This window comes from Calothrix sp. CCY 0018 (assembly GCF_963920925.1).
In the GTDB taxonomy this organism is placed as follows: Bacteria; Cyanobacteriota; Cyanobacteriia; order Cyanobacteriales; family Nostocaceae; genus Rivularia.
The window spans coordinates 56,898-77,456 of the sequence record NZ_CAWUDI010000031.1; the positions used below are offsets into that span (position 1 = coordinate 56,898).

Below are 20,559 nucleotides of genomic sequence, written 5' to 3' on the forward strand. Positions count from 1 at the left end.
AAACGACCATTATAAATCACAAAATCAAGTAATTTGGAAATTAACATTGAGTAATTATGGTTACAAAAGTCTACTCCTTCGATGTATTTGAAACGTGTTTAGTTCGAGTCTGGGCAAAACCCACAGATTTATTTTGGGAATTAGGAGAACAGTTCAGGCAACAAAAATTAATCGAGGTATCAGCAGATTCTTGGCAGCAGATGCGGATAAAAGCAGAAAGCGCGGCCAGAGATGCATCGAAAACTGGAGAAGTCAGCGTACAACAAATCTATCAACAATTAGCTCCTTTGTTGGGTTGGTCAACAACTCAAGCTCAACAAGCTATGCACAAAGAAATTGAACTAGAGTTGGCTTCTTTGCGTCCGGTACCCGCAATACAGCAAAAAATACAAGAATTACAACAAGTAAATAATCGGCTGATCTATATGTCAGATATGTATTTATCTGAGAAAATAATTCGGACTTTTCTCAAAGAAAACAATGTCTGGACACCGGGTAGTACTTTGTATGTCTCATCCGAAATAGAAAAAAGTAAGTCAAATGGTAAATTATTTCAACATTGCTTGAAAAATGAGTCAGTCAAAGCGTCTGAGTTAACTCATATTGGAGACAACTTACACTCTGACGTGAAAATGGCTAAAAAACAAGGAGTTAAAGTTGAACCCATTACTCAAACCCACTTAAATCGATACGAAAAACTGATTGCAGAAGACTCCAAATTACCATTACGTTTTCGCTCCCTGCTTGCTGGAATGAGCCGATTGACCCGCTTACAGTCTCAAGAAACAAGTTTTGATAAAAAAGTTATTTGGAACACCACAGCAAGTGCGATCGCTCCCGTGCTATTCGGGTATGTTTATTGGTGTCTAGAAGAAGCTAAGAAAAGAGGAATTAAAAGACTTTATTTTGTTGCTAGAGATGGACAAGTTCTTCATAAAATTGCTCAAGAGATTTGTCAAAATTGGAAATACGAAATTGATTGTCGCTATTTATATGGCTCCCGGCAAGCTTGGCACGCACCTTCACTTATGGAGGTTGGAGAAGCAGAATACTTCTGGATTTTTAATGAGACAACATTTTTATCAGTACATTCAGTTTGCGAACGGGTTAATATAGCACCAGAACAAATTGAAGATATTTTAGAAAAATTTGGCTTTGTTAAATCCCAATGGAATCATAATCTGAGTTCTGACGAACGCAAGCACCTAAAACAAGCTTTTCAAGAACCACAAGTAGTAGAGTTAATTGTCGCAACTGCTACTAGTTACCGGGAAGCAGCAATTGGTTATTTTCGCCAAGAAAAAATGGGTAATGGGTTATTTGCAATTGTTGATATTGGCTGGACTGGAAGGTCGCTCGCTTCTTTAAGCAAAGTACTTAAAAGTGCGGGATTATATCCAGAATCAGGTATGCATGGATTTTACTTTGCTTTGGAAAAACGAGTTAAAGCATTTCCAAACGACAAACTACTTACTTATTTCTATGACGGCGACAACCCTGTAGGCGATCGCGATCTAATTTGCCAATACAGATGTCTATTTGAATTATTTTTCGCCGCAGATCATGGTGGTACAGTTAAATACGAACAATGTGACAATCAATATAATCCTGTTTTGCGCTATCAAAAGAATCAAGTCGCAATTGATTGGGGATTATACGTGCTTCAGAATGCCACTGTTGAGTTTTCTAAACAATTAACAACAAATTTGAGTCAGCAGGAATGTCCCGCCGAATTATTCATCGAAGCAACTAATGTTTTGATGGAAGAGTTTGTGCAAAAGCCTTCTTTTGATGAAGCAAAAGTCTTTGGTTCTTTCTTGATGGCTGAAGATCAAGGTGAAAATATACTTTATGAACTATCACCTGCTTACAATCTGATTGACTGTTTTCAGCTTATAAGTCGCGGTAAGCACCCACATCAGAATGTTTGGTTCCCAGCATCATTTAAAAGAAGCTATCCTATTTTCAGAATATTGATGAATGAAAGAATAGTCAATATGACTCATCCTTTTAGAATGATTGGGGGTTATTTGAAACGTAGCATCTTCAGAAAACGACTAAGTAAAGCTACTTAATTATTTGTACTGATATACCCACTTGTAACTCGAATAGATGAAAGGTCTATCGTAGTTGATTGCGTTAAATGCAAATCTTCATGACGAGAATTTTATGATAACTCACCTAAATCGATACGAAAAACTGATTTTACAAGACTCCCAGCTACCATCCGACTTCCGCAACCTACTTGCTAAAGTCAGTAAAGATACCCGCTTGCAATCAAAAGAAACAAGTTTTGATAAACAAGTTATCTGGGATACAACCGCTAGTGCGATCGCGCCAATTTTATTTGGTTTTGTTCACTGGTGCTTAGTAGAAGCGAAAAAAAAAGGAATTAAAAGACTTTATTTTGTTGCCAGAGATGGACAAATTCTTCATAAAATTGCTCAAGAGATTTGTCAAAATTGGAAATACGAAATTGATTGTCGCTATTTATATGGCTCCCGACAAGCTTGGCACGCTCCTGCATTAATGCAGGTTGGGGAAGCCGAATTAGGTTGGATATTAGACAGCACCACGTTTTTATCAGTGCATTCAGTTTGCGAACGGGTAAATATAACTCCAGAGCAAATTGAAGGTGTGCTAGAAAGGTTTGATTTTGCTAAATCTAACTGGAATCGCAATCTTAGTCGTAACGAGCGCGATCAACTCAAGCAGGTTTTTCAAGAACCAGAAGTAGTAGAATTGATTTTAGCCACCGCTGCTACCTATCGTGAAAAGGCAATTGGCTATTTCCGTCAAGAAAAAGTCGGTGATGATTTACCTTTTGCAATTGTTGATATTGGTTGGGTGGGACGGGGACAACGTTCTTTTAGTCACTTATTAAAAAGTGCTGGATTATATCCAGAATCCGGAGTTTATGGATTTTACTTTGCTTTAGAAAAGCAATTAAAAGCACTTTCTACTGACCATCTGTTGGCATTTTATGCTAACGATAAACCAGAACGCCAGCATATTTCTAAACACAAACATATAGTTGAGCTTTTTGTTTCCGCCGATCATGGTGGCACCATGAGATACGAACAAGTTGGCGAGCAGTATATTCCTGTTCTACGCTATCAGAAAAATCAAACTGTAATTGATTGGGGCTTATACGTCCTTCAAAATGCTGCTGTTGAGTTTGCGCGGCAGTTAACTACTAATTTTAGCGAGTCAGATTGTTCCGTTGAACTATTTCTGAGAGCCACCGATCTTTTAATAGATTCTTTTATTTTTCATCCTTCTTTTGAAGAATCGAAAGTCTTTGGTTCTTTCTTAATCGCTGACGACCAAGGAGAAAAAGTACTTTACGAATTAGCTCCTGCTTACAGTGTGATTAATTGTTTGAAACTAGTGATTTTGGGTAAACAGCCATTTAAGGGTATTTGGGTACCTGCTTCACTTGCTAGAAGTAACAGTCTTTTCCAAATTATTCTTAATCCGAATATACTCCATATTACTCATAATTTGAGAGTTTTATTCGGTAAGTTAAAAAGTAGTATTTTTCTGAAAAAAATTAGCAACCAATCTTCATAGTTTGATAGCTAATTGACACTGAAAATATAAAATGTGAAGCCCTATTGATTATTTATCAATATAATCAATCAAGATATTTTTTTTAATAGCTATCCACTACACTCCGATTTTTATCTGCGTCTATAAAAAAACAATCAGTTATTGTATAGAAAAATCAAAAAAACTGATTGCAAGTAAATATTTTTTATTCTGATTTGAACTATCTGCAACGAAAGAATATTTGCCAGAACTAAACCTATTTGTAATTAAGGAAACGTAAAATATGAAATTTGATTGGTTAATCATCGGTGCTGGATATTCTGCTTGCGTCATAGCCGAAAGAGTTGCGAATGAACTTGGACAGCGAGTACTAATTGTCGAAAAACGCAATCACATCGGTGGTAATGCTTACGACTACTACAACGAACATGGCATTCTAGTTCACAAATACGGTCCCCATATTTTCCACACCAAATCTAAAAAAGTTTGGGATTATCTTTCCCAGTTTACCGAATGGAGACCTTACTATCACCACGTACTAGGAGTTTTAGAAGGTAAAAAAGTTCCTATCCCCTTTAATTTAAATTCCCTCTACGCTCTTTTTCCGCCAAAATACGCGGAGAAGCTAGAGAACTTACTTTTAGAAAACTTTGGTTTTGGTGTCAAAGTACCCATTTTGAAACTACGTGAAAGTGCTAGCGGCGACTTAAAGTTTTTAGCCGAATATATCTATGAAAATGTTTTTCTTCGCTACACTATGAAGCAGTGGGGAGTGAAACCAGAAGAATTAGATAAGGCAGTAACAGGACGTGTTCCAGTATACATCAGCCGGGATAACCGTTATTTTCAAGACCCCTACCAAGCAATGCCCAAGCTTGGCTACACTGAAATGTTCAACAAAATGTTGAATCACCCCAATATTAAGGTGATGTTGAACACAGATTACCGCGAAATTATCAACGACGTTACGTTTAACCGGATACTTTGCACTGGTCCGATTGATACCTTCTTCGATTATATGCATGGTGAATTGCCATATCGTAGCTTGCGTTTTCAGTTTGATACTTTAGACCAAGAACATTATCAAGAAGTCGGTACGGTTAACTATCCTAACGACTACGATATCACCCGTATCACCGAACAGAAATATTTGTCAGGGCAAACCTCACCCAAAACCACCTTAGTGAGGGAATTTCCTCAAGCTTATGTACCGGGGAAAAATGACCCTTATTACCCGATCCTCAACGAGCAGAACCGCCAGCAACTCGATCTTTACCTTAAAGAAATAGAGAAACTCAACGGTTCAGTACTTTTTGCCGGACGACTTGCAGATTACAAGTATTACGACATGGATCACGCAGTGCTACGAGCGCTTGGTGTGTTTGAAAAAGATATAGCAGGCAATTCTTAAGATTCAATAATTACAAGAGATACACGCTATTGAGTGAATTAATAACCTCGTAAAATATTACATGGAGATACGGAAAAGGCAATGACAATAAGTACATCGGCGAAAAAGGCTCCTCAGAAAGATAATCACCGACTTCCGAACTTATCGAGTTTAACTGGGGAAGCTAAGAAAAAATGGATGAGGTGGTTAAACTTTAGCGGCTCTTACAAATTTATCAATAGAAGCAAAGGTAGTCAGCGTCTTCTGATTGTACTTGCTGGCTATAAAGATTTCCTTTGGCCATTGACTTTGGAAAGAATAGCCAAGTTTGTTACACCTGATATTGATGTATGTATTGTCTCATCTGGTTTGTACGTTAATGCTTTAGCAGAATTCGCCCAAACTCACAATTGGTCTTATCTTTACACAAAGACTAATAAAGTAGCGCTGGTGCAAAATTTAGCAATCGCGAACCATCCTAAAGCAAAATGGATTTATAAATTAGATGAAGATATTTTCGTTACTGAAGGATTGTTTGATTCTTTACTAGATGGATACTTGCATATCAAGCAAGAGGGGTTGTATCAACCAGGAATTTGCGCTCCCATTATTAATGTAAATGGTTATTCTTACATACCTTTTTTGAAAATAATCAGTGCTGAGGATGAATACAAAGATAAATTTGGCGAACTAAAACACGCTGCTAGTGATGTTAAAGCTCAATTTGATGGAGAAGCTGCAAAATGGTTGTGGCAAAAAAGCCTTCCATTGGATGAAATTGGGGGTCGTATAAGAGCAAAACCTTTGAGTTATTCACCAGTACCTCATCGGTTTAGTATTGGAGCGATACTTTTTGAACGGGAATTTTGGGAAAAAATAGGTGGTTTACGCACTTCCTTTTCACAAGGGGGTCTTGGTCTCGATGAGGCACATTTATGTAAAGACTGTATGGATCTGTCTAGACCCATACTTGTAATCAATAATACTTTTGTAGGTCACTTCTCATTCGGTCCTCAAGAAGCTGCTATGAAGGAATATTTGAGCGAAATATATCCTCAGCTTTGTTTAAATGCAAGTAAAACAGATGCAAAAGCAAATGTTGGCGTTGCATAAATACCCATACTTGTATTTTGCCATTTCATCAACCTGAAGACTAATTGAGCTTAAGAATATTAGGATTAGTAAATGCAACAACTACAAACCAATCAACTGCAACCAATTGAACTACCTCAGCTTCCCGAAAAACCTTTAGTTTCGGTATTGGTAGCCAATTACAATTATGCCCAATACATCAGTGAAACTCTAGATAGTGTCCTGAGCCAAACTTATCAAAATTTTGAAGTTATTGTTTGCGATGATGGCTCTAAAGATAACTCTTGTGAAATCATTGAAACTTATGTTCAGAAAGATTTTAGAATTAAGTTAATTAGCAAAGAAAATGGTGGAGTAGCTACCGCATTAAATACTACCTATCGTGAAAGCAAAGGTGAAATCATTTGTTTGCTTGATGCAGATGATGTGTGGATGGACACAAAGCTAGAAAAAGTTGTGGAGTTGTTTAAGTCCTATCCTAAAAATGGCTTTGCGATTCACAATGTAATTCAGGTTGATGGTGAGGGGAATTTACTCAAATCGACCTCCATGTTGAAGCGTTTAGCTTCCGGTTGGATGGGAGAATTTGCCTTACAAAATGGTGGATTTGTCTACAATATACCCCCAGCTTCTGCGCTAAGTATTAGACGGGAAGTTGCTGAATATATTTATCCTCTAAATGAAGCATTTGTCCGGAATGCAGATAGTCTTATTTTCCGCTTTGCTCCATTTATCACGGTAATTGGATCTTCACTCGAAGCCTTAAGTAAGTTTCGTTTACATGGATCTAATACTACAAGTCAAGCAACTTTGACACAAGAATTTTTAGAGAAAGAGCAACTTACCTTAGAACGGGTACATCAAGAACAAAAACTTTTTCTGAGCAAAGTTTATGGATCGAAAATTGCCCAAAGCCTAACAGATTTAGATCGTAGTGCCGCAGTTTGTCATGATCGCTATTTGCTTGCTCGCTTCAAAGGGTTACATAGTCAAGAACGACGAGAAATTTATCGACGACTAATTAGTAATCCAGATTTTTACAACTGGTCAGTAGCTCAACAGTGGTTATTTAAATGGGGTGAATATTTACCAAACAAAATTTTTAAAGCGTTGTTCGATCAAATTTATGGTTCAAGCCAGCTTAAGCGTTTATTCAGATGGATCGCCCAAAAAACTTATCAGTTCTCTTAGATTGTTATAAGTTTTTTCAATTTTATTCGCTCGAATCAAGTATTGATTAGTAGTTTATTTTTATGTAGGATTATATGCAACAGCAGCAAACGGATATATTGAAACCAATTCAACTTTCAGCATTACCAGCTAAACCATTAGTATCAGTATTGATTCCCAACTATAACTATGCTGAATATATTGGTCAAACCCTTGAAAGCGTTCTTTGCCAAAGCTATCCTCATTTTGAAATTATAGTCTGTGATGATGGTTCTACTGATAATTCCTGTGAAATCATCGAATCTTATATAGATAAAGATGCAAGAATTAAATTAATCCGTCAGAAAAATCAGAAAGTTGCTGTTGCTTTAAATACAGCTTATTGGAAAAGCAAAGGCGAAATTATTTGTATTTTAGATGCTGATGATATCTGGATTAAACAAAAGTTACAACGAGTTGTGGAAGGGTTTCAGTCCCAAGACCGATGTGGATTTTTTATTCACAATGTGATTGAAGTGGATAGCAAAGGAGCGTCTATCAAAGGTAGACCTATGTTTACAAAAATGGCAGCCGGGTGGATGGGAGTTTATGCTCTGGCAAATGGTGGCTATGTAGATAATATCCCACCTGCTTCCGCACTTTCTTTCAGGCGCGATGTTACTAATTTAATATTCCCACTCAATGAAGTTATGGTGCGAAATACAGATAGTCTTATCTATCGTCTCGCTCCATTAATTACTTCGATCGGCTCTACCACAGAAGTCTTGAGTCAGTTTCGTCTGCACGGTGCCAATACTTCTAGCGTGACTCTTCTGAGTGCTGAATGTATAAAGCGTGGACAGGAAAGCGCTTTCCTTGTACATCAAGAGCAGAAAAAGCTGTTGCAAAAGATATACGGCTCACAAATGGCTCACAAATTGACAGGTCAAGAACTCAATATCATCTGGTGTCACGAGTGCTATTTACTATCTCGTTTGCAATATGCGTCTATGGAAGAATGTCAACGGACACACCAGCAACTTGTTACTCATCCAGAATTTAATCATATGTTCAGTTGGCGTAAACCGCATGGATTTCTAGTTCAATGGCACTTACCAGATGCTTTGTTTTGGTTGTTATTTAACCAGATATATGGTTCAGGTCGCCTCAAACGCTTTGTCAAATCTTTGTTGTTGCCAAAATTCTCCAACTATAGGGGAGCAAGCACAAGTACAATCGCTGGCACTTTCGATTAAGCAGGAAAAAATATTGTGAATCATCCTCCATTACGTATTCTTTTTGTCAGTCACACTTATGTAGTCGGTGTAAATCAAGGAAAGCTTGACGCGATCGCCAAAACTGGCGTGGCTGAAGTTGCTTTATTGGCTCCGAGCAACTGGAAAGCAGTAGAGTGGAATCGTCAGCTTCCTTTGGAGACACCTTACGAAAATATCAAATACTATAGCGCTCCTGTGGTTTCTCCCGGTCGGGGAGGTGCTTATATTTTTGCACCTGGGAAAATCCGAGAAGTAATCAAAGATTTTCAGCCAGATCTGCTGCACGTAGAATTAGAGGTTTTCTCCCTATGTGCCTTTGAGTTTGCAATTTACAGCCGTCTAACTGGTAAGCCTTTAGTTCTTTTCGGGTGGGAAAACCAGGAGCGTCGCTTACCTTTACCGCGTCACTGGATTCGCAAATTCGTTTTAGATACCGCAAAGTTGATTATTGCTGGTAATCAAGACGGTGCGGATTTATTACGTGGCTGGGGTTATACCGGAAAAGTCGAAGTTATGCCTCAATTAGGAGTAGACACGCAGTTATTTAGTGCGGATTTGCGATCGCAACACCAGACAAATGAACTAAAAATCGGCTTTTTAGGACGGTTGGCACATCAAAAGGGTATCGACCTGATATTTGCTGCTGCACGTCAACTCCAAGAACGCGGATTAAAGTTCCGGATTATACTTTGCGGTTCTGGAAATGATCAAGAAGCTCTCAGAGAAGAAGCGCAAAAGCAACAAATTGCCGAATTCGTAACTTGGCAAGGTGCAGTTCCTCATAGTAAAGCCGCCGAAGAAATCAGTAAATTTGATGTCTTGGTTTTACCTTCACGAACTACTGAAACTTGGAAAGAGCAATTCGGTCATGTATTAATCGAAGCAATGGCAATGGGTGTACCTGTGGTGGGTTCGAGTTCTGGTGAAATTCCTAACGTAATTGGGCGATCTGATTTAGTCTTTACCGAAGAAAACGCTGTGGAACTTGCCGTAATTTTAGAAAAAATGATTTGCGAGCCACAGTGGAGAGAAGAAGCTGGAAGCTACGGGATGAATAGAGTTTATCAGTATTACACCCACGAAAAGATTGCCGAACGGCTGATTAATTTGTGGCAAGAGTTAATTGAAACACAAAGTGGAGGTTATATGGTGACAACGGAAAAGCTTACATAGATTAATGCTTTAAAATGCAAATCATGTTTTATTTCAAGAGTTAAAGATTAATAATGCGTATAGCAATTGTGCGAATGATACCTGAATTCAGTATGGATGTCTATACAAACGGCATTATTTCAGGATTTCGAGCGGTGCGTCCAGATTGGGAGATACTGGATTTAAAGCCACAACCTATTGATAGAAAAAGTCGTTCTTTGCTTCTAAGAATTAAGAAGTACTACGAACGTTTCTGGCGTTTTCCACAACAAGTAACACAGCACAAAGCCGATATTTTTCACATTATCGATCCTAGTGAAGCACATATTACCTATTGGTTAAAGAATCAAAACAAAAATGTTGTCGTTACTTGTCACGACTTAGTTAATTTTTACTATAAAGATAATCTCAAAAATTCGGTAGAGCTACCTTTTATCAGTCGTGCGATGTGGTTATATGCCATCAAAGGGATGAAAAAAGCAGATAGTATTGTTGCTGTTTCTTCTATGACAGCGAAAGACACGAATCAAATATTAGATATTGAATCAGCACGCATTTCTGTAATTCCAAATGCTGTCGATCAAATTTTTCAGCCATTACTGAAGGAACAAGCCAAATCATTTCGACAACAACGAGATATTACATCAGATTTATGCTTACTAAATGTAGGTTCTAACCATCCTAGAAAAAATATTACTAACATCTTAAAAGCAATAAATATTCTTAAGCAAAATAAATTATCTTTTCATTTTTTAAAAGTAGGTGCAGATTTTTCTGAGGAACAAAAAGCTTATATTCAGGCTCAAGGATTAGAAAGTTACATTAGTTATTTAGGTAAGCCAGATAAACAAGGTTTGCTGGAAATTTATAATGCTGCCGATATATTAATAGCGCCTTCTTTACATGAAGGATTTGGGATTACGCTTTTAGAAGCAATGGCTTGCGGTATTCCAGTTATCAGTTCCAAAGTCTCAGCAATGCCAGAAGTGGTAGGAGATGCCGGGATTCTAGTTGAACCAACGGACTCTCAAGCAATAGCAGATGCAGTATGTCGTCTGTATAATAATCCAGATTACTATGAGGAATTAGTCAAAAAAGGATTAGTAAGAGCTAAATTGTTTACTTGGGAAGAAACAGCAGAACAAATTGCCCAAATTTATGAAAAGTTGGTAATTAACAATTAGCTGCATCAAGATAGTTCTATAAAAAATTTTTTTCTGAGTTATCTAAAAATGCTCCAAATTATTAAGAGGTGCTATAAATATGAAAATTCTCATATCTGCCTACTCCTGCGAACCAGGTAAGGGTTCTGAGCGAGGTGTAGGTTGGAATGTTGCTCGCGAAGTCGCTAATCATCATGAAGTTTGGGTTTTAACTCGCTTTGAAGAAAGTGGAGAAGTTATTCAAGCTGAATTAGCGCAAAATCCAGTTCCTAATATGCACTTTATATATTTTAATATCCCGATATTAAGTGACCTTTGGCGCTGGGGGTCGAGCGGTGCGATGCAAATTCATTATTATCTATGGCAAATTCAAGCATACTTTGTTGCGCGTCGTCTGCACCGCGAAATTGGTTTTGATGCCATGCATCATGTCACATTTGTAAAATATTCAAATCCTAGCTTTTTATCACTTTTAAATGTTCCATTTGTTTGGGGACCAGTTGGTGGGGGTGAAACAGCCCCAAAAGCTTTTTGGAAAGATTTTAGTTTACGTGCTAAAGCTTATGAAATTGCCAGAAACTTAACTCGTTCTTTAGGGGAACTTGACCCATTCGTACATCTTACTGCTAGAAAAAGCGCTGTAATTGGTGCTACTACTGAAGATACAGCTGAGCGGATTTACAAAATGGGAGTGAGTAACGTACAGGTAATGCCTGCAATTGGATTAACGCAAGCAGAAATAACCGATCTTGGTAAGTACGAAATGCCTCCAGATTCCCCACTACGATTTATTAGCATTGGCAGATTACTACATTGGAAAGGCTTTCATTTGGGAGTCAAAGCCTTTGCTTTAGCAAACTTACCAAATGCCGAATACTGGATTTTAGGAGACGGTTCGGAACGCGATCGCCTACGAATACTGGCTCAAGAATTGGGAATTGCTCAACAAGTTAAATTCTGGGGTGAGATACCTCGTGAAGAGACTTTAGCAAAGTTAGGAGAATCCCATATACTGGTTCATCCCAGCTTACACGACTCTGGTGGATTAGTATGTATGGAAGCAATGGCAGCAGGTCGTCCAGTTATTTGTTTAGATTTGGGAGGACCTGCTTTACTAATAACTGAAGAAACTGGTTTTAAGGTGCGTGCAATCGATCCAGAACAAGCAGTTAGTGACTTATCTAAGATAATGGTGACTCTTGCTCATAATTCCGAATTGCGACAGCAAATGGGGAAAGCCGGACAGAAGTTAACCAAAGAAGCTTTTACTTGGGAATACAGAGGTGAACGCTTGGCTTTGATCTATGAAGATATTGTCCGAAAAGAGAAAAATTTAGTAACGCTTTAAAATAGCGATCGCTTTTGTACAATTAATTTTATAGTTGATCGGTTATGCATATTTTAATTGCCGCTTTACACAGACCAACTAAACCTACTGGAGTTTGTAGACACGCTGCAAATCTTGCTAAATGTCTTGCAGACAATGAAAAGATTAGTCAAATTACTTTGGTAATAGGAGCATGGCAAAAAGATTACTTTGAAAAAACTTTTTCTTTAACTTCAGAAAAAATTAAAATAGTCACCATTGATATTAAAAATAGCTCAATTGCGAGAAATATTTGGTTTTTATTTGGTTTGCCAAAACTTGCTAAACAAATTAATTGCGATCGCGTACATCTTTCGTTCCCACTTCCCTTTATTCGCCTGCTTTTTTCTTACCCCGTTGTAGCCACCATTCATGACTTATATCCTTATGAATATCCAGAAAATTTTGGCTATCCTAACGTTATATTTAATCAGTTATTCCTGCAACAATGCATTAATAATAGTAATGGACTTACTTGCGTTTCAAATAAAACTTTAGAATGTCTAGAATATTATTTTCCTGATCTTAAAAATAGTAAAAAAATCACCAATGTAGTTTATAACTATGTAGATTTCTCTGATGTGACTCCAAAAGTTCCCAAGAATGCTAATAATAATATTGAAGCGCCGTTCTTGCTATCTGTTGCTCAACATCGCAAAAATAAAAATCTAGATATATTAATCAAAGCATATTCTCTACTGAGCGATCAACATCAATTAAAAGATTCAACTAAACTAATTATCGTTGGTAGTTATGGACCTGAAACAGAAAATATTAAATCTTTAATTCAAACGCTTAATCTCCATCAACAGGTGATTTTGCTTTCCTCAATTGAAGATGAAGAACTATGCTGGCTATACAAAAACTGCGAACTTTTTGTTATCCCCTCATCTACTGAAGGATTTTGTTTTCCTTTGGTAGAAGCATTATCCCTCTCGTGTAAGGTAGTTTGTTCAGATATTCCCATCCTTCGAGAAGTGGGTTCTTCAACCTGTCACTACTTTGATTTAAAGCACGATCCAATCAAAAATCTTTCAGATAGCATAGCTTCTATACTTTCTCAACCACCTACCAAAACATCATTTGTGGATTCACGATTTTTCAAATCAAATATAGCCCAGCAGTATTTAGAGTTTTATAATTTAGTCAGATGATTTATAGCGTTTTTCAGTCTATTGAGGTATATATCAAAACCTCACCCCCAACCCCTCTCCTTACCAAGGCTACGGTGTACACACAAGTAGATGTAAACTATGGATAGGAAGAAAAATGGGGGGCAGCTAAGGTGGAAAACCCAATAGAAATTCATGCAAGCCGTTTTGAAGGAAGAGCATTTGGAGACCCAAGGCTGATAAAAAGGGGGCGAAATTATACGATGCAATGGGGAAGCATAATTATGTAAGTATTAGTCAAATTAGTAACAACAGAGCCGAACAAGTAGGATATTACCGTTTTTTGGAAAATAAAAATGTGAAAGTGGGGGAATTAGTACAAAGCTTGTCAGATCACTGTATGTTACAAGTGGAAGAAAAGCACATACTAGCAATAAGTGACAGCAGTGAAATAAATCTACAATCCCACGCAGGAAGACTAAAAGCAGAAGGGGTAGGAGTAGTAGGAAATAATACAGACATAGGATTTTATATTCACCCAACACTGATTTTAGATGCAGAAAATGGATTTCCGTTAGGATTAAGTACAGTGCAGTTGTGGACACGTGATAAAGACCATGCATCAAAGCATGAAAGGAACTATTATAAACAGCCAATAGAAGAAAAAGAATCCTATAAGTGGTTACGTTCGGCTTCAGAAAGCCAGCACTGTTTAAGTATGGGAGGAGTAAAAACCATAACCCATATTGGAGACAGAGAAAGCGATTTATTTGAGGAGTTCGCCACCGTTGCGAATAAATATAACCACGTACTAATAAGGTCTCGTCAAGACCGACGGTTATTAGAAAATTCAAACGGACTGTATGAAGAACTTAAAAAACAACCTTGTTCAGGAACTTACACAGTTGAGATATCAGCAGATACACGTATTGATAGGAAAGCGAGAGAAGCATTTGTAGCTGTTCGTCATACAGTAGTTAAAATTAAACGTCCAGATAAATTGAACACTCGTGATTATCCTGCAAGCATTAGTGTTTATGCAGTCGAAGCATTAGAAATTAGCCCACCCGCAGGGCAAAAGCCAATCCACTGGCGACTGCTGACAACACACCGAGTCAGTTGTTTAGAACAAGCATTACAAATAATTAAATGGTACACATGGCGTTGGAGAATTGAACAACTTTTTGCCACTTTGAAAACCGCTGGCTTAAATATAGAAGCAACCCAATTAGAGACTACCGCAGCAATTCAAAGACTTACTGTTCTAGCCTTGTCAGTGGCTTTAAGAATTTTACAGTTGATTCTTGGACGGGATAATCCCAACTTAGACGCTAAGCTCACTTTTAGTGACGAACAACAACAATGCTTGGTAAAAGTTGCACCCCAAGTAGAAGGAAAAACTAAGAAACAAAAAAACCCTTACCCAGCCTTATCCTTACCCTGGGCTGCTTGGATTATTGCTCGACTTGGTGGTTATAAGGGTTATGCTTCTCAGAAACCTCCTGGAATTACTATTTTAGCTCGTGGACTCAATCAATTTGAGTCGCTCTTTTATGGCTGGGAACTCGCTCTGGGTATACTTGTGTGTACACCGTAGCCTTACCAAGGAGAGGGGAGATAAAGCACAGCTTTATCGGGGTGAGGTAATCGCTGTACCTCAGTTGCTTAGTAAACGTTATAACTCATCTACGGTTTCTACCAGGGGTTTTAGGTAACGTATAATTAAATTCTATTCCCAACAATATGTTTATAATTATTTTAGGTCTTAGATATGTCTGTAAGCCACGACGAATTAATTAGACCAAAGCAGGGAACAATTAAAAATTCAATACTCTTCCTTGTTGGGTTTGCTACCGCTTTTTTTCCTCGTTTTTTTTCAAGCTTTGGTTTTCCTTCAGCGATTAATTTTGTTCATTTTATAGTTATCCCAGCAGTTGTGGGAATAGCAATATTGACAACTCAGGTTAAAGATCGCAAGCAGATTGCACTTATTGGGGAACTATCTTTTGGGATAGGGATGCTGCTTACGTGCATGATTGCGAGCGCACTGCTCAATCAAGCAGGTATTATAAATATTTTTATAGACTTTATATTGTTGGGAGAACCCTTTATATTTTTATTAGCTATCATAGCTATTCCTGTAGGCAGTCAAAATATAAAAAAAGTTACAAATTGGTTATTTGGATTCGCAATATTTAATTTACTATTAGCTCTTGCTCAGTCGGTTCTCCTACCTATTGGACTTTACCCTAAACCAGAAGGAGGAACTATACAAGACAATATTGTAGGAGTGTTTGGTGGAGGAGGAGGAAGTGCAGGCAATTATATCTCTTGTACTATTTCAATATATTTCGCTTTATATTCTTTTAACGGTTTCAAAACCGTTCCTCGCTGGATTAAAATCGCTGGATTATTAGCTACAGTCTATCAAACACAGGTTTCCGATTCAAAACAAGTGTTTCTTGCTCTTGTAGGAGGCTTAATATGTTTAGTTCTCGTCAAATCGAAAGATGTGAGAAAATTCCTATCCTATTTGATACCTCTCGTTTTGATAGTTGCGGTATTTTTCTGGGCTGTAAAAAATTTAAATCTTGAATTTTTGTCACCCTATAGAAACTGGCTCGATCGCGATATTTGGGGAATAGACGGGGAAGCCGCTCAAATCAAGTTCGCAGCATTTCGACTGATTCCCTCTTATTATGAAACGTTATTGAATTGGTTTTTAGGTCTAGGTCCAGGTCACTCAGCTAGTCGCTTAGGTGGATGGGTGCTGCGAGATTACGCATCGATGTTAACGCCTCTAGGTGCTACTACTCATCCTGTAACTGCCGATATTTGGCGAGCTATCTACGCTAGCTACCTTCCGCAAGAGTCTACTGTATACTTCCCACTATTTACATGGGCAGGGATCTGGGGAGATTTAGGATTCTTGGGCTTGGGAGCTTATTTATACGTTTGCTCTATTGTATGGCGCAGGATTTGTGTGAATGATTATAGCAAGTTTTTATTACTATCTACTGCGATTTTTGGATTAATTTTGACTCAAATGGAGGAACCGGGACATATGCTTACGGTAGCGTGCTTGCTGGGTTTGCAGTGGCATGAAACGCAGGCTAAGAAGCGCGATCGTTTTCTTGCTGCACAATCAGCTATGGATGCAGACCTCTTCTAATCTAACACCGACATTCCATACCCTAATTGTCACACATTAGACATCTCCTCAAACTGTCAAAGCCCGACTGTGGCTAGCTAATAATATCTAAATGCAAACATCTTTAACTGGCTGGCTAATACGATAAAATAAGGCTTTAAGATATTTATTGTAGGACTTACGCAACCGCAACGTTAGCGCAGCGTGTCCCGCAAGGGACATAAAATTAACTATTTCAGCCGTTTAGATCCCCCCAACCCCCCTTAGAAAAGGGGCTTTGCGTAAGTCCTATATTGATAGAAACAAGTCAAAAATATGTAGTTGGGTGCGTTAATTTTAGCCTGAATCTAGAAAAATAGCCACTCACTTTAACTGAACTCCACAAACAGTAAGTGAATTTTCTATAAGTATATTATTTATCTTTTTTAAATAAATCACTTGTTATATCTTTAGGTAATAATGGTAAGTTTCCAAACATGAATTGAGGAAAACTTATCTTTTCAAAAATAAAACAAAATCAAAATAATTCTAGGAGATAAAATGCTAATTAGCATTTCTGGATTATCTGGTAGTGGAAAAGATACAAGCGCTCAATATTTAAGTAAGCGAGGGTTTCAAATTTTTTCTTGGGGTACTGCTCTTAGATTACACGTAGCTCAGAGATTTCATACCCCACTTCCTACTCGTTATAGACAAGCTGTTGAATTAGTCCCAACTTATTTAGAAGCAGATAAAGAGTGGGAACAAGCATCAGGATTTTTAGAGCAACTTATAGCAACTCCTGCTTCAGATAGAGATAAAATCTATCATCAGAATTTATTTAGGTTAGAAAGAATATTATTGCAAGGTACGGATATCGTTATCAACGATACTCGATTTCTCCGAGAATTTGATATAGTCAGAAAATTTGGAGGTTTAAATATATGGTTACAAAGAGAAGAAAGATGTAGAGATACCCAAGCTCATGATAAGTATCTGAATATTGAAAATTTTAACTATGTAATTGAAAATAATCATTCTTTAGAAGAGCTTTACACGGTTTGGGATAATATTTTAGAAAAATTCAAGCAGCTGCATAGCTTTAGTAATGTATTGCATTAAAAGGGAGTATTCAGTTTCTGAAAAATATATCTTAACGGGAGCGTCTCGCTTGTTACTGCATAAACGGGTTTTCGCTTTCTGGTAGCAGCTAGCGACTAGTACCACTTGGCGTAAGTCAAGTACCCATCTTAAATCTAATCATGAGCGTCAATTTAAGTCTAAAAAATGGGTGTACTATTTAAGCCGTGCTGTACTAGGCTGTTGACTTTGATAGAATTTCCGCGTGCTTCGTTCATACAAGTTTTATGCCGGTAACAACCATAACCTTTCTCCCTCTCCCCTTCCCCTCTCCCAAGCTTGGGAGAGGGGAAGGGGAGAGGGCATTATCTTGAACACCAACACGTTTTTTGCATGATTTTAATCCCCTAAAAAAGCACAAAGTCAACACCCTAGCGACCGACCAAGATGGTCGCACTACAAATATTAAAATTCAAAAACCGGATTTTTTTGAAAAAACCCGGTTTCTTGGTGTCTTAATTTTTTACAAATATTACTTTTTAACTATCTCCTTTTTCCCTTTCACCAACCAGTAAAGAAAAGATTGGATATACAAAATCTTATGGTTTAAACGTTCTCTTACCTGAATATGATAAAAAGTTCTTCCCATAAATTTATCTGAAGTTTTAACAGTTGCAAAAAGCTGCTCATATACTTGAGGAGCAATATCTTTTACTATAGGCTCAACCTTCTTCATTTGCTGCCAAATTTCAGGTGGTAAGCTAATTCCAAATAATTCATTAACCATGTAAAGTCCCAAGAATAGCATCCGCTGACAACCCCAATCGTTAGCTTTTTGGAGTACTTCTTCCCAATTTATATCTGGATTTTTATGAATCAGCGTGGCAATATCGCACAGCCATGAAAAGCGTTCCCATACGTGTCTGGAACCATGCACGCAAAGAATTGGTAGCCAATCTTCTAAAGGTAAATTATTTATAGTTGTACCAGCAAGAGAAAAAGGTTCTAAATCTGGCCACAAATCTTTTGCAGCAATAGGAGTGATATACTTCGGTGCAATTCGCCAATGAATTTCTATGAAAATATTTTTATCTTCATGAATAAAATCATAAGTATGTTCTCTTTTAGAATTGAGATATTTAACTAATTCTGTATCAGTCATTTCTCTTTTGGGTCGATATCCTTGGGCTATCAATAGTTCCCGTACTGCAAAGATATCTTGTTGTTGCACGATAATGTCTAAATCTCCAAACCGTCGCAAAGCTACATTTTTATAGATTAAAGTAGCTAAAACTGGACCTTTATAAGGTAGCGCTACGATATCTTGTTGTTTTAATAATTTTAGAAGATTGATAAGTTCTCCTGTTAAAAACAAATTGCGCTGTGCTACAAATTGAAAACTTCTACGCCATTGACTTAGAATTGGTTCTGGTATTGCCTCTGAGCAAATACTATTTAGACGAGAATATAGTAATGATAATACTGCGTGTCTATCTGCTGTTTGGGTTAAGTATTGCCAATCAATATTTTGTTTAACTAAGGTTTTGATGCGTTCGGTGGTAGCATCATTAATATCGGGGTTAACGGAAGATAGAAGTAATTCTATTTCAGGACGAGTGTTGATTCTCTGGTTTTTGGTATCGAGTTTAGATAAAGTTTTCATAAATGAAATGGTTGGTTTGAGGAATTTATATTATATTAGGACAGCCTTTATTTTAATTAAATTACAATCAATTAAACATACCGTTGAAAAGTGAAGCCAAGCTAATTATTGTTGTTCTCTATTGAAGGACTCTAATCTTAAGCTACCTTTTGAATTAGGTTCAAATCCTCCTCAACTAAATTAATCAACTTCGGTAAATCTTCTAGAGACGGTTTACGAGTGAAGCGACAAAATCTGACATTCTTAATCAGTTCGGTACACAGATGTAAATGCTGTGCAATAAATTGTTGTTCTGTTATTGATTTCATTGCACGAGTATGACGTACTAGTTCAATAAAATTTTCTTGTGGTTTTAAACTATTAATTTGATGTTCGCTTCCCTTATGTAGGACATAAATTTGCTGCAATGGAATGGGATTTTGTTGAAACTTATAGGAAACTTTATAAGTAACTTTTGATGAATTTGTATAAACAGGAAGTAATTTTTGAGTATCCTGTCCTAAAGAAGTTGCAGCGTCGGAACAAAGTTTAAATTGAGGATAACTAGGATAAACTATTGCCTGATTTTTTTCAATTCTTATCGGTAATACATCATCTGTTAATACATCGTAGCCTTGAGTATGGAAAGCAGTTGCTAAAGTGGATTTTCCCCAACCAGAACCACCCATAAATGCTACACCTTGATTATTAATGTTGACGCAACTAGCATGAATAACTAATAATCCTCTTTGTCGTAACAATATGCATAATATAGGACCTAAAATAGCTGTCCGCATCACAGATTCATCAACATCTTTTTCTGGCTCAATAATTATTTTTTCTCCGTTGTTAATCCATAGTTTGCAAATTTCTGGCAATATTCCTACAAAAGCCTTGTTGGTTCCTTTTTGTTTTTTAATCGCATCATCAACTTGTCCGAATCTGATATTGACATCTGCTTTACCTTCAGTTTCAATCAACTCGGGAAAATCTAATTCTGATGCTATGCACAGATTATAAATGTTATAAGATTTCATTGATGATATAAATATAGTTTATTAATATAAATAAATTAATGCAGTTTTTTGAGAATATTATTCTCAAAAAACTGTATATCTCTAAGCTAGAGAGCCAGAGAGTATATATACTTTTGTATGATTGCGCTCATAAAGCAAAAGTATAATTCTCTCCGGTTAGATTTAGTGAGATTACTAGAAGGACAATTGATTAATTTATATTATCCATCTATCAATCTTACCAAATCTTTTTTACTAATCTGGAACGCCATTAACATCTCTGGAACCAAGGTCATTACCACCACCAATTTCATCACCACTAACGGTGAAGATGAAATCTTGTCTGCTCTCTGTACCACGAGCCTGTGTCATTTCAGTAACGTTACCGAATGAGGTTAATTTGGGAGCTACGTAGTTATTCTTCATGATTTAATCTCC

16 protein-coding genes are annotated in these 20,559 nt (G+C 37.2%); 13 read left to right on the forward strand and 3 right to left on the reverse strand.

Annotation, left to right across the window (positions count from 1 at the left end; genetic code table 11):
- The first annotated feature begins 56 nt into the window (after positions 1 to 56).
- From ACM03V_RS21745 to ACM03V_RS21805, 13 genes are all read left to right on the forward strand, one after another.
- Positions 57 to 2,075 (forward strand): HAD family hydrolase, encoded by a 2,019-nt coding sequence (locus ACM03V_RS21745; protein ID WP_414622884.1) that lies wholly within the window; start codon positions 57 to 59, stop codon positions 2,073 to 2,075.
- 94 nt (positions 2,076 to 2,169) lie between these two features.
- Positions 2,170 to 3,573, forward strand: a complete 1,404-nt coding sequence (locus tag ACM03V_RS21750; protein ID WP_414622885.1) for a hypothetical protein — start codon at positions 2,170 to 2,172, stop codon at positions 3,571 to 3,573.
- Positions 3,574 to 3,835: 262 nt separating this feature from the next.
- A complete protein-coding gene (gene glf / locus ACM03V_RS21755; protein WP_414622886.1) occupies positions 3,836 to 4,963 on the forward strand; it encodes a UDP-galactopyranose mutase in 1,128 nt (375 codons plus the stop codon).
- A gap of 81 nt (positions 4,964 to 5,044) precedes the next feature.
- The gene (locus ACM03V_RS21760) at positions 5,045 to 6,055 is read left to right on the forward strand and encodes a hypothetical protein (protein ID WP_414622887.1); all 1,011 of its coding nucleotides are present in this window, start codon (positions 5,045 to 5,047) and stop codon (positions 6,053 to 6,055) included.
- A 72-nt stretch (positions 6,056 to 6,127) separates the two neighbouring features.
- The gene (locus ACM03V_RS21765; RefSeq protein WP_414622888.1) at positions 6,128 to 7,225 is read left to right on the forward strand and encodes a glycosyltransferase family 2 protein; all 1,098 of its coding nucleotides are present in this window, start codon (positions 6,128 to 6,130) and stop codon (positions 7,223 to 7,225) included.
- A gap of 74 nt (positions 7,226 to 7,299) precedes the next feature.
- Positions 7,300 to 8,439, forward strand: a complete 1,140-nt coding sequence (locus ACM03V_RS21770) for a glycosyltransferase family 2 protein (RefSeq protein WP_414622889.1) — start codon at positions 7,300 to 7,302, stop codon at positions 8,437 to 8,439.
- 15 nt (positions 8,440 to 8,454) lie between these two features.
- The gene (locus ACM03V_RS21775) at positions 8,455 to 9,633 is read left to right on the forward strand and encodes a glycosyltransferase (RefSeq protein ID WP_414622890.1); all 1,179 of its coding nucleotides are present in this window, start codon (positions 8,455 to 8,457) and stop codon (positions 9,631 to 9,633) included.
- A 53-nt stretch (positions 9,634 to 9,686) separates the two neighbouring features.
- Entirely contained in the window at positions 9,687 to 10,796 is a 1,110-nt protein-coding gene (locus tag ACM03V_RS21780) for a glycosyltransferase family 4 protein (RefSeq protein ID WP_414622891.1), read from the forward strand.
- A 79-nt stretch (positions 10,797 to 10,875) separates the two neighbouring features.
- Complete coding sequence (locus ACM03V_RS21785) at positions 10,876 to 12,123, forward strand: glycosyltransferase family 4 protein (protein WP_414622892.1); 1,248 nt, start codon at positions 10,876 to 10,878, stop codon at positions 12,121 to 12,123.
- 44 nt (positions 12,124 to 12,167) lie between these two features.
- Positions 12,168 to 13,295 carry a glycosyltransferase family 4 protein gene (locus ACM03V_RS21790; RefSeq protein ID WP_414622893.1) on the forward strand — a complete coding sequence of 376 codons (1,128 nt, stop codon included), beginning with the start codon at positions 12,168 to 12,170 and terminating at the stop codon, positions 13,293 to 13,295.
- A 226-nt stretch (positions 13,296 to 13,521) separates the two neighbouring features.
- Positions 13,522 to 14,850 carry an IS4 family transposase gene (locus tag ACM03V_RS21795; protein WP_414622894.1) on the forward strand — a complete coding sequence of 443 codons (1,329 nt, stop codon included), beginning with the start codon at positions 13,522 to 13,524 and terminating at the stop codon, positions 14,848 to 14,850.
- A 174-nt stretch (positions 14,851 to 15,024) separates the two neighbouring features.
- Entirely contained in the window at positions 15,025 to 16,425 is a 1,401-nt protein-coding gene (locus ACM03V_RS21800) for a hypothetical protein (protein WP_414622895.1), read from the forward strand.
- 519 nt (positions 16,426 to 16,944) lie between these two features.
- On the forward strand, positions 16,945 to 17,505 hold the full coding sequence (locus ACM03V_RS21805; protein WP_414622896.1) for a hypothetical protein: 561 nt from the start codon (positions 16,945 to 16,947) through the stop codon (positions 17,503 to 17,505).
- Between the two features lie 490 nt (positions 17,506 to 17,995).
- Here ACM03V_RS21805 and ACM03V_RS21810 read toward each other — a convergent pair whose 3' ends face one another.
- From ACM03V_RS21810 to ACM03V_RS21820, 3 genes are all read right to left on the reverse strand, one after another.
- The gene (locus ACM03V_RS21810; RefSeq protein WP_414622897.1) at positions 17,996 to 19,126 is read right to left on the reverse strand and encodes a nucleotidyltransferase family protein; all 1,131 of its coding nucleotides are present in this window, start codon (positions 19,124 to 19,126) and stop codon (positions 17,996 to 17,998) included.
- A 137-nt stretch (positions 19,127 to 19,263) separates the two neighbouring features.
- The gene (locus ACM03V_RS21815) at positions 19,264 to 20,142 is read right to left on the reverse strand and encodes a hypothetical protein (RefSeq protein WP_414622898.1); all 879 of its coding nucleotides are present in this window, start codon (positions 20,140 to 20,142) and stop codon (positions 19,264 to 19,266) included.
- 234 nt (positions 20,143 to 20,376) lie between these two features.
- Positions 20,377 to 20,547 (reverse strand): lasso peptide, encoded by a 171-nt coding sequence (locus ACM03V_RS21820; RefSeq protein ID WP_414622899.1) that lies wholly within the window; start codon positions 20,545 to 20,547, stop codon positions 20,377 to 20,379.
- Positions 20,548 to 20,559: the final 12 nt, after the last annotated feature.

Excerpts from the sequence above, each read along its gene's own strand:
- ACM03V_RS21745 (WP_414622884.1), top strand. The coding sequence starts at position 57 with ATGGTTACAAAAGTCTACTCCTTCGATGTATTTGAAACGTGTTTAGTT.
- ACM03V_RS21750 (WP_414622885.1), top strand. The coding sequence starts at position 2,170 with ATGATAACTCACCTAAATCGATACGAAAAACTGATTTTACAAGACTCC.
- glf (WP_414622886.1), top strand. The coding sequence starts at position 3,836 with ATGAAATTTGATTGGTTAATCATCGGTGCTGGATATTCTGCTTGCGTC.
- ACM03V_RS21760 (WP_414622887.1), top strand. The coding sequence starts at position 5,045 with ATGACAATAAGTACATCGGCGAAAAAGGCTCCTCAGAAAGATAATCAC.
- ACM03V_RS21765 (WP_414622888.1), top strand. The coding sequence starts at position 6,128 with ATGCAACAACTACAAACCAATCAACTGCAACCAATTGAACTACCTCAG.
- ACM03V_RS21770 (WP_414622889.1), top strand. The coding sequence starts at position 7,300 with ATGCAACAGCAGCAAACGGATATATTGAAACCAATTCAACTTTCAGCA.
- ACM03V_RS21780 (WP_414622891.1), top strand. The coding sequence starts at position 9,687 with ATGCGTATAGCAATTGTGCGAATGATACCTGAATTCAGTATGGATGTC.
- ACM03V_RS21785 (WP_414622892.1), top strand. The coding sequence starts at position 10,876 with ATGAAAATTCTCATATCTGCCTACTCCTGCGAACCAGGTAAGGGTTCT.
- ACM03V_RS21790 (WP_414622893.1), top strand. The coding sequence starts at position 12,168 with ATGCATATTTTAATTGCCGCTTTACACAGACCAACTAAACCTACTGGA.
- ACM03V_RS21795 (WP_414622894.1), top strand. The coding sequence starts at position 13,522 with ATGGGGAAGCATAATTATGTAAGTATTAGTCAAATTAGTAACAACAGA.
- ACM03V_RS21800 (WP_414622895.1), top strand. The coding sequence starts at position 15,025 with ATGTCTGTAAGCCACGACGAATTAATTAGACCAAAGCAGGGAACAATT.
- ACM03V_RS21805 (WP_414622896.1), top strand. The coding sequence starts at position 16,945 with ATGCTAATTAGCATTTCTGGATTATCTGGTAGTGGAAAAGATACAAGC.
- ACM03V_RS21810 (WP_414622897.1), bottom strand. The coding sequence starts at position 19,126 with ATGAAAACTTTATCTAAACTCGATACCAAAAACCAGAGAATCAACACT.
- ACM03V_RS21815 (WP_414622898.1), bottom strand. The coding sequence starts at position 20,142 with ATGAAATCTTATAACATTTATAATCTGTGCATAGCATCAGAATTAGAT.
- ACM03V_RS21820 (WP_414622899.1), bottom strand. The coding sequence starts at position 20,547 with ATGAAGAATAACTACGTAGCTCCCAAATTAACCTCATTCGGTAACGTT.